The sequence below is a fragment of the Streptomyces sp. NPDC111802 genome (assembly GCF_055634335.1).
Map to the genome: position 1 here is coordinate 125860 of NZ_JBVKCZ010000009.1, position 14268 is coordinate 140127.

At 71.9% G+C, this 14268-nt stretch carries 11 protein-coding genes; 7 read left to right on the top strand and 4 right to left on the bottom strand.

What is annotated here, in order from left to right; genetic code table 11:
- Nucleotides 1-22: 22 nt before the first annotated feature.
- Together ACZ7NC_RS12270 and ACZ7NC_RS12275 are read left to right on the top strand one after the other, a co-directional pair.
- On the top strand, nucleotides 23-2173 hold the full coding sequence (locus ACZ7NC_RS12270; RefSeq protein WP_471487364.1) for a serine/threonine-protein kinase: 2151 nt from the start codon (nucleotides 23-25) through the stop codon (nucleotides 2171-2173).
- Nucleotides 2170-4194 carry a hypothetical protein gene (locus ACZ7NC_RS12275; RefSeq protein WP_471487366.1) on the top strand — a complete coding sequence of 675 codons (2025 nt, stop codon included), beginning with the start codon at nucleotides 2170-2172 and terminating at the stop codon, nucleotides 4192-4194. Before ACZ7NC_RS12270 ends, ACZ7NC_RS12275 begins: the two co-directional genes overlap by 4 nt.
- Nucleotides 4195-4220: 26 nt before the next feature.
- On the opposite strand, the gene ACZ7NC_RS12280 is transcribed toward ACZ7NC_RS12275, so the two are convergent.
- On the bottom strand, nucleotides 4221-5126 hold the full coding sequence (locus tag ACZ7NC_RS12280; RefSeq protein WP_471487368.1) for a GNAT family N-acetyltransferase: 906 nt from the start codon (nucleotides 5124-5126) through the stop codon (nucleotides 4221-4223).
- Between the two features lie 244 nt (nucleotides 5127-5370).
- On the opposite strand from ACZ7NC_RS12280, the gene ACZ7NC_RS12285 reads away from it, so the two are divergent.
- Genes ACZ7NC_RS12285 through ACZ7NC_RS12305 form a run of 5 tightly spaced genes read left to right on the top strand, consistent with a single transcriptional unit; the run spans nucleotide 5371 to nucleotide 12518 of the window.
- Nucleotides 5371-6897 carry an aldehyde dehydrogenase family protein gene (locus ACZ7NC_RS12285; protein WP_471487370.1) on the top strand — a complete coding sequence of 509 codons (1527 nt, stop codon included), beginning with the start codon at nucleotides 5371-5373 and terminating at the stop codon, nucleotides 6895-6897.
- A 45-nt stretch (nucleotides 6898-6942) separates the two neighbouring features.
- Entirely contained in the window at nucleotides 6943-8472 is a 1530-nt protein-coding gene (locus ACZ7NC_RS12290) for a GMC family oxidoreductase (RefSeq protein ID WP_471487371.1), read from the top strand.
- Nucleotides 8472-9608 carry a quaternary amine ABC transporter ATP-binding protein gene (locus ACZ7NC_RS12295; protein WP_471487372.1) on the top strand — a complete coding sequence of 379 codons (1137 nt, stop codon included), beginning with the start codon at nucleotides 8472-8474 and terminating at the stop codon, nucleotides 9606-9608. The genes ACZ7NC_RS12290 and ACZ7NC_RS12295 overlap by 1 nt, the downstream gene beginning before the upstream one ends.
- The gene (locus ACZ7NC_RS12300) at nucleotides 9608-11557 is read left to right on the top strand and encodes an ABC transporter permease (protein WP_471487373.1); all 1950 of its coding nucleotides are present in this window, start codon (nucleotides 9608-9610) and stop codon (nucleotides 11555-11557) included. The genes ACZ7NC_RS12295 and ACZ7NC_RS12300 overlap by 1 nt, the downstream gene beginning before the upstream one ends.
- A 1-nt stretch (nucleotide 11558) precedes the next feature.
- Nucleotides 11559-12518, top strand: a complete 960-nt coding sequence (locus tag ACZ7NC_RS12305) for an ABC transporter substrate-binding protein (RefSeq protein ID WP_471487374.1) — start codon at nucleotides 11559-11561, stop codon at nucleotides 12516-12518.
- A gap of 4 nt (nucleotides 12519-12522) precedes the next feature.
- Here the strand turns inward: ACZ7NC_RS12305 and ACZ7NC_RS12310 are convergent, their stop codons facing one another.
- Genes ACZ7NC_RS12310 through ACZ7NC_RS12320 form a run of 3 tightly spaced genes read right to left on the bottom strand, consistent with a single transcriptional unit; the run spans nucleotide 12523 to nucleotide 14230 of the window.
- Nucleotides 12523-13257, bottom strand: a complete 735-nt coding sequence (locus ACZ7NC_RS12310) for an isocitrate lyase/PEP mutase family protein (protein ID WP_471487375.1) — start codon at nucleotides 13255-13257, stop codon at nucleotides 12523-12525.
- Nucleotides 13254-13700: a carboxymuconolactone decarboxylase family protein gene (locus tag ACZ7NC_RS12315; RefSeq protein WP_471487376.1), complete on the bottom strand. Its 447-nt coding sequence runs from the start codon at nucleotides 13698-13700 to the stop codon at nucleotides 13254-13256. Before ACZ7NC_RS12315 ends, ACZ7NC_RS12310 begins: the two co-directional genes overlap by 4 nt.
- Nucleotides 13697-14230, bottom strand: coding sequence for a carboxymuconolactone decarboxylase family protein (locus tag ACZ7NC_RS12320; RefSeq protein WP_471487378.1), 534 nt, complete (start codon nucleotides 14228-14230; stop codon nucleotides 13697-13699). Before ACZ7NC_RS12320 ends, ACZ7NC_RS12315 begins: the two co-directional genes overlap by 4 nt.
- Nucleotides 14231-14268 lie beyond the last annotated feature (38 nt).

Consider the following 14268-nt stretch of genomic DNA (forward strand, 5'->3'; position numbering starts at 1 on the left):
TGTACGAACGAAAGGACCGCCGGTGACCAGCACCACGCATTCCCGCCCGCCGGGGCCGGGCGGGCCGCCTCCGGACAAGCTCGCGTTCACCGTGCCGTCGGGGCGGCGGCGCGTCACGCCGGTCCGGGTCGGCCGTGAGTTCCGCCGCGACCGGCTGCTGCCCCAACTGCTGCGCAGGGCCGTGCTCGACGACGAGGGACAGCAGTGCGTCCAGGTCCGGCTGAGCGCCAAGGACGCGTCGAACCCGGCCGCGCGCGCCCTGCTGGACACCGAGGCGGGCACCGCCGTGCAGCTGCGCCAGGTGCTCGGCGACACCGAGTACGAGGCCCTCTTCCCCCGGCTGATCGGCTACGAGCTGGACACGGCCGAGCCGTTCCTGCTGTACGACCCGCCGCGCGGTACGCCCGTCTCGCGGATCCATGTGATGGGCGCGGCCGACCAGGAGATCTTCACCCGCGATCTGATGCTGGCCCTGTGCCTGCTGGAGGGCCAGGGCCTGGTGCCGCGCGGCATCTCGCCCGCCACCGTGCTCTGGGACGGCGCGAAGGTGCAGCTGTGGGGACTGGAGTCGGTGACCCGGATCGGCCGCCCCAGGCGCCCGTGGGGCCGCTCGCCCTTCTGCCCGCCCGAACAGCGCGGCGGCCAGGGGCTCGCCGACCCCCGGGACGCGGTGTGGAGCGCGGCGCAGGTGCTGTACCGGCTGGCGACCGGGCGGTCCGGCCCCGTCGACCGGCCGCCCGCCGACCTCGGCGAACACCGCAAGCTCGACCAGACGTTGCGGGACGCCTTCGCCCCGGACGCGGCCGACCGGCCGACGCCCGCCCAGGTGCTCGACCTCGTCGCGCCGGGTGCCGCTCGCCGTGTCCGGGCCGCCGTGCCGCCCGATGAGACGCGTCCGCACCACGAGGCGTTCGAGGAGGCGCTGCGGCTCAAGCGGCAGGCCCCCGCCGCCCCGTCCTGCGGCGGCTCGGGGTCGGAACAGACCGGCAACGAGGTGCTCTGCCCGTACTGCCTGGAGACCATCCGGCTCGATCTCGGCAAGCTGTTCGTCACCGACAGCCGGATGCAGTACAAGCCGCTGGACCTCAAGGGCATCAACAACCCCGTGCGGCGGACGGACGTCATGCGCGGCGCCGTCCAGAAGTGCACGGCGGACCCGGAGTTCCCGGCGCACTACATCCCGGTGCCCTATCTGACGTACGGCCGTCCGCTGACCGTCGCGATGGTCGGCCAGTCCTCCACCGGCAAGAGTCATCTGCTGACCCAGATGATCGCGGCGATCACCGACGGCGGACTGGAGCCCTTCGGACTGAAGTGGCAGTCCGTCAATCCGGAGCAGCACGCCCGGTTCGTACGGGACCGTGTGCAGCCGCTGCGCAACGGTAAGGTGCTGAACCACACCCCGGCGCTCGGCATGGACGACTTCGCCCGCTTCGTGGAGTCCCTGCTGATCACCGACCCACGTGGGCAGGTCCGCCCGGTCGCCTTCTTCGACCTCGGCGGCGAGGACCTCGTCCGCACCGACGCGGCGCTGCGGTTCCTGCTCGGCGTCGACGCCCTGGTCTTCGTGGTCGACCCGGCGCTGGCCCTGCCGCTGCCACAGCTGGACCACGCCAGGGAACGCTGGGGTGTGGAGGTGAACCGGGACGGCGACCTCGCCTTCGGCACGGTCCTGGACCGGCTGCCGAAGCACGGCGGATATCTGGACGTGCCGTCCGCGATGGTGCTCGGCAAGGCCGACCTCCTCAGGTTCCAGCCGCCCGTCGACCGGTGGCTGACCCGGCCGCCGGCCACCTCGCTGGACCCGGCGCTGGTGCGCGAGGAGAGCCGGGACCTGTACGGGCTGCTGCGCCGGCACGCGGGACAGGCGTGGCTGCGCCCCTTCGACGCCGTCCGCCGCTGCACCCTGCACATCGCGTCCGCCACCGGCGGCCAGGAGGACCACGGCCGCTATCCGGCGGGGGCCGGGCCCCGGCGGGTGCTGGAGCCGCTGCTGGCGCTGTTCGCCATGCACGGGCTGATCCAACTGCCCGGCGGCGTCGAGGCGTTGGCGGTGGGGGAGACGCCCGCGCTGGAGGCGGTGCCGTGGGGCGCGGCCGGGGAGGCCGGGATGTTCGAGAGGTCGGAAGGGCCCGAGGAGCCCGAGGGATCCGAGGGAGGGGAACTCCGGTGAACGACTTCCAGGACCGGGGCTCGGTGCACCAGGTCGTCTACCGCTGGGACGGCAACCACGGCCGCCAGGGCACCGGCATGAACGCCGTCGCCCACTCCTGCGACGCCGAGCGCGCCGAGGAACTCGGGCGCGAACTGGGGCCGTTGCTGTGGGTGTCGGGCGCGGCGGCCGCCCGGCCGAGCGTCGTGCGCACCCTGTCCCGCGACGGCGACGTCCTGCTCGTGCGGCGCTGGCCCACCACCGACCGGGGCGGACGCCCCAGCACGGTCAGCCATGTGCTGGTCGGCGAACCCGGGACCCTGAAGGTGCGTCAGTGCCTCGGGCTCGCCTACGAAGGCTGGGGCAGCCGGGAGAAGGCCGAGACGGCCACCGGGAAGCAGGACATGGTCGAGTGCGCGAAACTCGACGGACTGGCGCTCAGGCGTTTGCCGGAGATGCTGGAGAAGCTGCCTTCGGTCAACCACGCGCTGACGATGACCGCGGCGGAGTGGCTGCGCGATCCGACGCAGCGGATCTCGCTGCTGATGGAGGACCGGAAGCATCCCGGCTGGCCCGATCAGAGCACGGTGCCGGTGGTCTACCTCGGGCTGTTCCTGCTCTTCGGACCCTGGCTGGGCCGGCAGTGGACCTTCGCCACGTACGACACGGCCGACAGCCATCCGCTACGGCTCACCTCCGTCCCGGGCTGGGAACCGGACAGCGGTGAGTCCGGCCCGCTGGCCCGGGTCAGGGGAGGCAGGCCGGTCAACCGCAGGTTCGAGCTCTGGGCGGCGGCCGAGCTCGTACGGCACGTCCTCGCGAACCCCGAGGCGGACGCCGGAGTACCGCAACTGGTCGACGAACTCCCCGAGGGCGCGGCACTGGACTGGGAGCGGCGCCGGGCCCGTCTGAAGGAGATCCTGGGCGCGGACCGGACACCGCCGGCCGGCACGAGGATCCCGACCCTCGCGCCCGGGTCGCGGTCGGGAGAGGCGGGGGAGGCCCCAGCGGGGGAGCGGGACCGGGACCGGGAGCGGGACCGGGATTCCGGCCGAGCCGCGGTCGCCTCGGAGCCGTATCCGGCTTCGTATCCGGACTCGTACGCGGAGCCACAACCGGACTCCTACGCGGAGCGGCACCCGGACTCGTACGCGGACCCGCACATGGAGCCCTACACCGACCGATACCCGCACCCGTACCCGCACCCACCCGCGAACCCCAACCCGACCCTCGCGCCCCCGCCTCCCCCCGCCGCCCCTCCGCACCCCTTCCACCAGCCCGCCCTCGATCCGAACGGCCCCGACACCCACGCTCTCCGCCAAGGGCTCCGCGGCTACCGGCGCGGCGACGTCATGGCGCAGAGCTCTCTGCTGGCGGAGTTGCGCAGGCACCCGGACGAACTGCTGCTGCGCGAGCTGCGGTCGGCCGAACTCCCGCCTGAGTCAGTGGAGTTGATCCTGGACGTGCTGGGCGAACCGCACCGCGTCCAGGCGCGTTCGCCGGAGCTACGGCACGAGCTCTGCTCGGAGGTGCTGCATCACGACCTGTACTTCACGCCGCACGGACCGGGCGTCGAGGGCCGATCGGGAGCCGACCGGGCCTCGCGCGCGGCGCACCTCTTCACCTGGGCCGTCGCACCGCTCGCCCGGCACGAGCGCCATCAGCGCCAACTCCAGGAACTGCTGTACCGGATGAGCCGTGATCCCCACCCCACCACGGGCAACTGGCTCCGGCAGAGCATCATCGAGCCGCCGAACGGTCAGGTCCCCGACCTGCCGCCGGTGGTGTGGAGCCGGCTTCTGGCGAACGCGCTGATCCGGGTCAACCAGCCGCCGAACTCCGCGCCCCCGGCACCCCAGGCTCCCCCGGCGCCCCGCACCACCGCCCCGGCCCCCTTGGCGCCCCCGCCGCCGGACCATCCGCCGAAGGCGCTCATGGCCAGGATCTCCGGTCGGATCGGCACCGCCGGCTGTCTGCTCGCGGGTGGCCTCGGGTTCTGCGTCGCCGGCATGGTCGTCGTGGTCGCCTGGTTCCTCAGCTGACGGGTCCGCTCGGCCGCCCGGTCCGCTCAGTGCGCCAGCCGCTTCTCGAACCAGTGGCTGGCGTAGACGTGGTCGTCGTACGCCGGGATCTCCGTGTATCCGCACGCCCGGTACATGGCCTGCGCCTCGGTGAGCGCGGCGTGCGTGTCGAGGCGTACGACGGTCAAGTGGCGGGCGGCGGCCTCCTGTTCGAGCGCGGCGAGCAGCCGGCGGGCGAGGCCGAGGCGGCGGGCGCCGCGGGCCACCCAGACGTGGCGGATCTCGCCGACGCCGGGTTCCGGGCACCGTAGGGCGCCGCAGCCCACCGGGCGGCCCTCCTCGTACGCGACGAAGAACGCGCCGGCGTCGCCGGACACCTCCTGGGGCCGTACGAGGTCGTCCTTGTCGAACCCTTCGGGGAACCGCTCGTCGATGTCGGCCGCGTAGGCGTCCAGGCAGGCGCGGGCGTCCGGTGCGGCGCCGTCGACGAGGGCGACGGTGATGCCGGCGAGGCGCAGCAGGCGCTGGGCGGTGGTCATGGCCTCGGTCAGTGCGGTGCGCTGCGGTTCGCTGAGGCCTTCGAGCAGGCCGGCCGCGGCCGCGTGCGCCCGCCGGTTCTGCTCCTTGACCTCGACCCGCCCGGCCGGGGTCAGCTCGATGACGCGCAGCCGGCTGTCCTGCGGGTGCGCGCTCAGCGTGACCATGCCCTGGGCCTGAAGCGCCTTGGCCATCCGGCTCAGATACCCGGCGTCCAGCCCCAGCCGGCTCCTGAGCTCACGCAGCGACGCCCCGTCCCCGACCTCGAACAGCAGCCGGGCCTCGCCGAGCGGACGGTCCTGGCCGAGATAGTGGTCGTCCAGCACGCCGATGCGGCGCGTGAAGTAGCGGTTGAACCGTCGGATGGCCGTGACCTGGTCCGTCGACACCGGCTCGGTGTTTCGCACTGGCTCCATGGCTCCACGCTTCTCAGTGGCTCCCCGTTTCTTTGACTTTAGTCAAAGACCTCACCGGCGTCCACGGCATCGGGCATCGGAGTGAATGGTTTTCACCCGGTTTGCCCGCATGTTCAGTGACACAGCGCACTTTCGGCCATGGATCGCGCATGCATCCGCATGCCGAGGGCAGGCGCACTCGGTCCCGTGAGTGACACACATGTGACACACGGGCTCTGAACAGGAACGGAAGGCAACACCGATCATGGCGGAAAGTACGGAACTCCAGGCACGCGGCACCATCCACGTGGGAGGGGAATGGCGGTCGGCCGTCTCCGGCGCGACACGCGAGATCCTCGACCCCGCGGACGGGGCGCCGTTCGTCGTGGTCGCGGAGGGTGACGAGAAGGACACCGACCTCGCGGTGGACGCCGCGCGCCGCGCCTTCGACGGCGGCCAGGGCGAGTGGCCCCGCACCCCCGTCGCCGAGCGCGCCGCGCTGCTGCGCCGCGTGGCCGACCTGCTCGTGCGCGACCGCGAGCAGCTCGGGCTGCTGGAGAGCCGTGACGCCGGCAAGACCGTCGAGGAGGGCCGGGTCGACATCGACTGCGTCGCCGACGCCTTCCGCTACTTCGCCGACCTGGTCGCCGCCGAGGCCCCGGGCCGGGTCGTCGACGCGGGCTCGCCCGACATCCACAGCGTCGTCGTCCATGAGCCGGTCGGCGTGTGCGCGCTGATCACGCCCTGGAACTACCCGCTCCTCCAGGCCAGCTGGAAGATCGCGCCCGCGCTCGCCGCCGGCAACACCTTCGTCGTCAAGCCCAGCGAGATCACCCCGCTGACGACGATCGCCCTGATCGAGCTGCTCGTCGAGGCCGGTCTGCCCGCCGGTGTCGCCAACATCGTCACCGGGCCCGGCCACTCCGTCGGCGCCCGCCTCTCCGAGCACCCCGACGTCGATCTCGTCTCCTTCACCGGCGGCCTGATCAGCGGCACCAAGGTGGCCCAGGCCGCGGCGCCCACCGTCAAGAAGGTCGCCCTCGAACTCGGCGGCAAGAATCCCAACGTCGTCTTCGCCGACGCCTGCGCCACCGACGAAGCCTTCGACACCGCCGTCGACCAGGCCCTCAATGCCGCCTTCATCCACAGCGGCCAGGTCTGCTCGGCCGGCGCCCGCCTGATCATCGAGGAGTCCGTCCGGGACCGTTTCGTCGCCGAGCTGGCGCGCCGGGCCGACCGTATCCGGCTCGGCCGCGGCACCGCCGACGGCGTCGAGTGCGGCCCCCTCGTCTCCGAGCAGCAGCGCGCCAAGGTCGAGGCGTACGTCGACTCCGCGCTCAAGGAGGGCGCGGTGCTGCGCTCCGGCGGCAAGCGCCCCGAGCCGTCCCCGGAGCGGCCGGAGAGCGGCTACTTCTACGAGCCCACGCTGCTGGACCACTGCCACCGCGAGATGAAGGTCGTCCGCGAGGAGGTCTTCGGCCCGGTCCTCACCGTCGAGACCTTCCGCACCGAGGACGAGGCGATCGCCCTCGCCAACGACACCGAGTACGGCCTCGCGGGCGCCGTGTGGACCACCGACGCCGGCCGCGCCCGCCGCGTCGCTGGGCGCCTTCGGCACGGCACCGTCTGGATCAACGACTTCCACCCCTACCTCCCCCAGGCGGAGTGGGGCGGCTTCGGCAAGAGCGGGGTGGGCCGCGAACTCGGCCCCGCCGGACTCGCCGAGTACCGCGAGAGCAAGCACGTCTACCAGAACCTCGCGCCGAGGCCGGTCCGCTGGTTCGCCGGCTGACCTCCGCCGATCGCAAGCTTCCGTAAGTTCCTGGAGTACCTCCACATGTCCCAGAACACCCCTGTCTACGACTACGTCGTCATCGGAGGCGGCACAGCGGGCTCCGTCATAGCCTCCCGCCTCACCGAGAACCCCGACGTCACCGTCGCCGTCATCGAGGGCGGCCCCAGCGACGTCGGCCGCGACGACGTCCTCACCCTGCGCCGCTGGATGGGTCTGCTCGGCGGCGAGCTGGACTACGACTACCCCACCACCGAGCAGCCCCGCGGCAACTCCAACATCCGGCACAGCCGCGCCCGCGTCCTGGGCGGCTGCTCCTCGCACAACACCCTCATCGCCTTCAAGCCGCTGCCCTCCGACTGGGACGAGTGGGAGGAGGCCGGCGCCAAGGGCTGGGGCGCGGTGCCGATGGAGGCGTACTACGCCCGGCTCAAGAACAACATCGTCCCGGTCGACGAGAACGACCGGAACGCCATCGCCCGTGACTTCGTCGACGCGGCTCAGGCCGCGCTCGGCGTCCCGCGCGTCGAGGGCTTCAACAAGCAGCCCTTCACCGAGGGCGCCGGCTTCTTCGACCTCGCCTACCACCCCGAGAACAACAAGCGCTCCTCGGCGTCGGTGGCGTATCTGCACCCGGTGATGGACGAGCGCGAGAACCTCACGATCCTGCTGGAGACCTGGGCGTACAAGCTGGAGCTGAACGGCACCCGCGCCGAGGGCGTGCACGTGCGCACGAAGGACGGCGAGGAGATCCTCGTCCGCGCCCGGCGCGAGGTCGTGCTGTGCGCGGGCGCCGTCGACTCGCCCCGGCTGCTGATGCACTCCGGCATCGGCCCGCGCGAGGACCTCACCAAGCTGGGCATCCCGGTCGTCCACGATCTGCCGGGCGTCGGTGAGAACCTCCTCGACCACCCCGAGTCGGTGATCGTCTGGGAGACCGACGGCCCGATCCCGGAGAACTCCGCGATGGACTCCGACGCGGGCCTGTTCGTACGCCGTGACCCCGAACACCAGGGCCCGGACCTGATGTTCCACTTCTACCAGATCCCCTTCACGGACAATCCGGAGCGTCTCGGCTACCGGCGGCCGGAGTTCGGCGTCTCGATGACCCCGAACATCCCCAAGCCCAGGAGCCGCGGCCGGCTGTACCTCACCAGCGCCGACCCGTCCGTCAAGCCCGCGCTGGACTTCCGCTACTTCACCGACGAGGACGACTACGACGGTCGCACCCTCGTCGACGGCATCCGCATCGCCCGCGAGATCGCCCGTACCGAGCCGCTGGCGACCTGGCTCAAGCGCGAGGTGTGCCCCGGCCCCGACGTCACCGGCGACGAGGAGCTGAGCGAGTACGCCCGCAAGGTCGCGCACACCGTGTACCACCCGGCCGGCACCTGCCGTATGGGCGCCGCCGACGATGAACTTGCCGTGGTCGATCCGCAGTTGAGGATCCGCGGCCTGGAAGGCATTCGAATCGCCGACGCCTCCGTCTTCCCGACGATGACCGCCGTGAACCCGATGATCGGGGTGCTCATGGTCGGGGAGAAGGCCGTCGACCTGATTGGAGGTGAGGCGTGATGACCACGACCACCCAGAGCACTACGCCCGAAACCCGTAAGCCCCCGACCGCCCCGGTCTTCTCCGTCGAGGGACTGTGGAAGGTCTTCGGACCCAAGGCGCACCGGGTACCCGCCGACCCGGAGCTGGCCGCGCTCGCGCCCGCCGAGCTGCGTACCCGCACCGGCTGCACGGCGGCCGTCCAGGACGTCTCCTTCGACGTCCGCAAGGGCGAGGTCTTCGTCGTCATGGGCCTTTCCGGCTCCGGCAAGTCCACGCTCGTACGCTGTCTGACCCGGCTCATCGAGCCGACGGCCGGCACCATCGCCATCGACGGCGAGGATGTGCGGGCCATGGACAAGGCCCGGCTGCGCGAACTGCGCCGCCACCGCGCCGCGATGGTCTTCCAGCACTTCGGCCTGCTCCCGCACCGCACGGTCCTCGACAACGTGGCGTACGGCCTGGAGATCCAGGGCGTCGGCAAGGCGGAGCGCCGTGAGCGGGCCGCCCAGGTGGTGGCCAAGGTCGGCCTGGAGGGCATGGAGCACCGCAGGCCGGGCCAGCTCTCCGGCGGTCAGCGCCAGCGCGTCGGCCTCGCGCGGGCGCTCGCGGTGGACCCCGAGGTGCTGCTCTTCGACGAGCCGTTCAGCGCGCTCGACCCGCTGATCCGGCGGGACATGCAGGAGGAGGTCGTCCGCCTGCACGGCGAGGAGGGCCGCACGATGGTCTTCATCACCCACGACCTGAGCGAGGCCCTGAAGCTCGGCGACCGCATCGCCCTGATGCGCGACGGCCGCGTGGTCCAGCTGGGCACCCCGGAGGAGATCGTGGGCTCCCCGGCCGACGACTACGTCCGCGAGTTCGTCCGGGACGTCCCGCGCGAACAGGTCCTCACCGTGCGTACGGCCATGCGCGCCGCGTCGGCCGACGAGGCCGGCAACGGCCCGGCCCTCGCGCCGGACGCGACCGTGTCCGAGGCGATCGAGGCCGTGGCGCGCAGCGGTGCCCCGGCCCGGGTCATGGACGCCGGACGCTGTCTCGGCGTGGTCGACCACGAGCGGCTGCTCGGCGTCGTGGCGGGGACGGAGCACAGCGCCCCGGCAGGGGCGGGGCACAGTGCCCCGGCGGGCGCGGGGAAGAGCAAGGAGGTGGCTTGATGGCCACCGTCACCACCACCGCCCCGGGCACCGCGCTGCCCGGCTTCCTCAAACGCCCCGGCGTCCGCAAGCTCCTGCTGCTCGCGCTCGTCGCCGCGATCCTGGTCCCGCTGGCCGACGCCCGCTGGGCGAGCGCCGCCTGGCCCGGCGCCCTGACCGTCGATGTCTCCGAACCGCTGACCAAGGTCAGCGACTGGATCATCGACAACCGCGACAGCCACCCGCTGTTCCTCTACTTCTTCGGGCACATCAGCAACGCGGTCGTGATCTCCGTACGCGCCGTGTACCTGGTGCTGCTCGCGGCCGGATGGGCCGGTGTCACCGCGGCAGCGTCCCTGATCGCCTGGCGCGTCGCCGGCCTGCGGCTGGCCGCCGGTACCGGTGCCGCGTTCCTGGCCTGCGGATTCCTCGGCATGTGGGTGCCGACCATGCAGACCCTCGCGCTGATGGTCGTGGCGGTCCTCGCCTCGGTCGTCGTGGGCATGCTGCTGGGCCTCGCCGCCGGGCTGTCGGACCGTATGGACCGGATACTGCGCCCCGTCCTGGACACCATGCAGGTGCTGCCGGCCTTCGCCTACCTCCTCCCGGTGGTCCTGGTCTTCGGCATCGGCGTGCCCGCCGCCGTCCTGGCCACCGTCGTCTACGCCGCCCCGCCGATGGCCCGCCTCACCGCCCTCGGCCTGCGCGGCGCCGACAAGGAGGTGCTGGAGGCCGTCGAGTCGCTCGGCACCACCGCGCGGCAGCGCCTGCTGACCGCCCGGATCCCGCTGGCCCGCAGGGAACTCCTGCTCGGCCTCAACCAGACGATCATGATGGCGCTGTCCATGGCGGTCATCGCGTCGGTCATCGGCGCGGGCGGCCTCGGTGACCGCGTCTACCAGGCCCTGGCCTCGGTCGACGTGGGCGCCGCGCTCGCGGCCGGCATCCCGATCGTGCTGCTCGCCGTCGTACTGGACCGTGTGACCGGCGCGGCAGGGGAGAGCCTCGGCGAGGAACCCCAGCCGAACGGCCGGGCGCGCTGGCTGTACGCCCTGATCGCCACCGTGGCCGTAGCCGTCGCCGCGCGTCTCGCGGGCCGCCTCGACTGGCCCGACACCTGGGTCCTGAACATCGCCGAGCCGGTGAACCGCGCCGTCGACTGGATGACCGACCACCTCTACTCCGGCGTCCCCGTCATCGGCGGCACCGCCGACTGGGCGGCCCACTTCACCACCTGGATCCTCGACCCCCTGCGCGACGGACTGCAGTGGCTGCCCTGGTGGTCGGTCCTGCTGATCGTCGCCGCCCTCGCCTGGCTGATCGGCACCTGGCGCACCGCGCTCACCGCCGTGCTCGCCATGGCCGCGATCGGCGTGCTCGGCGTGTGGAAGCCGTCGCTCGACACCCTCTCCCAGGTCCTGGCGGCGGTCGCCGTCACCCTGGTCCTGGGCTTCGCGATCGGTATCGCGGCGGCCCGCAGCGACCGCGTCGAGCGGATGCTGCGGCCGGTGCTGGACGTGTTCCAGACGATGCCGCAGTTCGTGTACCTGATCCCGGTGGTGGCGCTGTTCGGCGTCGGACGCGCGCCCGCGGCCGCCGCGGCCGTCGTCTACGCGCTGCCCGCGGTGGTCCGCATCACCACCCAGGGGCTGCGCCAGGTCGATCCGGCCGCCCTGGAGTCGGCACGCTCGCTCGGCGCGACCCCGGCCCAGCAGCTGCGCCAGGTCCAGCTCCCGCTCGCCCGGCCCGCGCTGCTGCTCGCCGTCAACCAGGGCGTCGTCCTGGTCCTCGCCGTCGTCATCATCGGCGGCCTGGTCGGCGGTGGCGCGCTCGGCTACGAGGTCGTCGCCGGCCTCGCGCGGGGCGACCTGGCGACCGGCCTGGTGGCCGGTGCCGCGATCGTCTGCCTGGGCCTGATGCTGGACCGGGTGACCCAGCCCACCGAACGCCGCGCGAAGAAGGGAGCCTGACATGCGACTTCGCACTACGACCGCCCTCGTGGCCGGCGTGTCCTCCCTGGCGCTGCTGACCGGCTGCGGTGCCGCCGACATGACCAAGCAGTCCTCGCCGTTCGCCAACGCGCAGGGCGCCAAGACCGTGACGCTGTCCGTGCAGTCCTGGGTCGGCGCCCAGGCCAACGTGGCCGTCGCCCAGTACCTCCTGGAGCACGAGCTCGGCTACCGCGTCGACACCGTCCAGGTCGACGAGATCCCCGCCTGGGACGCGCTCAGCCAGGGCCGGGTCGACGCGATCATGGAGGACTGGGGCCACCCGGACCAGGAGCAGCGGTACGTCAAGGACAAGAAGACGATCGTGCCCGGCGGCGACCTCGGGGTCACCGGGCACATCGGCTGGTACGTCCCGACGTACTTCGCCAAGGCCCACCCGGACGTCACCGACTGGAAGAACCTGAACAAGTACGCCGACCAGCTCCGCACCGCGGAGAGCGGCGGCAAGGGCCAGCTGATGGACGGCTCGCCGTCCTATGTCACCAACGACAAGGCGCTGGTGAAGAACCTGGACCTGAACTACCAGGTGGTGTTCGCCGGTTCGGAGGCCGCGCAGATCACGCAGCTCAAACAGTTCGCCAAGGAGAAGAAGCCCTTCCTGACGTACTGGTACGAGCCGCAGTGGCTGTTCAAGAAGGTCCCGATGACCGAGGTGAAGCTGCCGGCGTACAAGGAGGGCTGCGACGCGGACCCGGAGAAGGTCGCCTGCGCCTATCCGCACACCCCGCTGCAGAAGTACCTCAACGCGGACTTCTCGAAGAAGGGCGGCGAGGCGGCGGGCCTGCTGAAGAACTTCAAGTGGACGACCGAGGACCAGAACGAGGTCTCCCTGATGATCGCCGAGCAGCGGCTCTCGCCCGAGGAGGCGGCGAAGAAGTGGGCGGACAGCCACGAGTCCACGTGGCGGGCGTGGCTGTCCTGACCCGCTAGTCCAGGTGCGCCGCGATCTCCCGCAGCGCCTCGGTCGCCCTGCGCTGGAGTCCCGGCCCGAACGTGATGCGGGTGGCCCCGAGTTCACCGAGTCCGGTGGACGAGGGGTCCCCGCTCACCGTGCCGTGCACATTGATCGGCCCCTGGATCCCGGACCGCAGCAGCGGCAGTACGTCGACGGGGGCGCCGATCGGATACACGCAGTCGGCGCCCGCGGCGACGTACAACGCGGCCCGCTCGATGGCCTGTTCGGTGGCTTCCTTGGGGTCGGCGCCCTCGCGTGCCCGGATGAAGGTGTCGATCCGGGCGTTGACGAAGAGCCGGTCGGCGGCGGCGTGCCGCACCTCGGCGAGCCACTCGGCATGCCGGTGCGGGTCCTTGAGGGCCCCGCCCTCGGAGTCCTCCAGGTTGCACCCCACGGCCCCGGTCGCCAGCAGCCGCTCCACCAGCTCCTTCGGCGCGATCCCGTACCCGCCCTCGATGTCCGCCGACACCGGGACGTCGACGGCCCGCACGATCCGCGCGACGGCCGCGAACATCTCGTCGGCCGGGGTCTGCCCGTCCTCGTACCCGAGGGAGGCGGCGACGCCCGCACTGGGCGTGGCGAGCGCCGGGTAGCCGGCCTCGGCGAAGACACGGGCGCTGGCCGCGTCCCAGGGGCCGGGCAGGACGAGCGGGTCGCCCGGGGAGCGGCGCCGGTGGAGCGCGCGGAAGGTCTCGACCTTGGTCACGTTGTGTATCCCCCTGGTGGAATGCGGCGGCTGACCATCACCCGGTTCCAGTTGTTGATGGCCGCGATCAGCGCGATGAGATGGGCGAGTCGGACGTCGTCGAAGTGGGCGGCGGCACGGTCGTACACATCATCGGGCACGAAACCGTCCGTGAGAACGGTGACCGCCTCGGTCAGCGCGAGCGCGGCGCGTTCCCGCTCGTCGAACAGGCCCTCGGCCTCCTCCCAGGCGGCCAGCATGTCCAACTGCCCTTCACTCACCCCGTACTTGCGGGCGAGGCCGAGATGCATGTCCAGACAGAACGCGCACCGGTTGAGCTGGGAGGCCCGGAGCACGACGAGCTCGGCGAGGGCCGGATCGCCCAGCCCCTTCTTCGCGGCGGCGCTGACGGCCGACATGGCCTGTGCGACGGCGGGATCCAGGAGTCGGGTGCGTGTCGTCACGAATGCTGCCCCGGGCGGTAGTGCCCCGGCGTCATACGGCAGGTCACCCCGAACCGGTTCCACGCGTTGATCACCGCGATGGCCGAGATCAGCTGTGCCAGCTCGGCCTCCTCGAAGTGCTCGGCGGCACGGTCGTACACCTCGTCGGGCACGAACCCGTCCGTCAGGACGGTCACGGCCTCCGTCAGCTCGATCGCCGCGAGCTCCTTCCCGGTGTAGAAGTGCGCCGACTCCTCCCAGGCGTTGAGCTGGATGATCCGCTCGACGCTCTCACCGGCCGCGAGGGCGTCCTTGGTGTGCATGTCGATGCAGAAGGCGCAGTGGTTGATCTGCGAGGCGCGGATCTTCACCAGCTCGTACAGCCGGGGTTCGAGCCCCTTACGGGCGGCCGCGTCGACGCGGACCATCGCCTTGTAGACCTCGGGGGCGTGCTCGGCCCAGTTCAGGCGGGCGGGACGCTCGGCCGCGTACTCGACCGTCGTGGTGCCGGGGGTGCTGGGGATGCCGGTGCTGCTGTCGATCGTTGTCATGGTGTCGACCCTAGGAGCGAAGCAGCCCAGGAGTATGG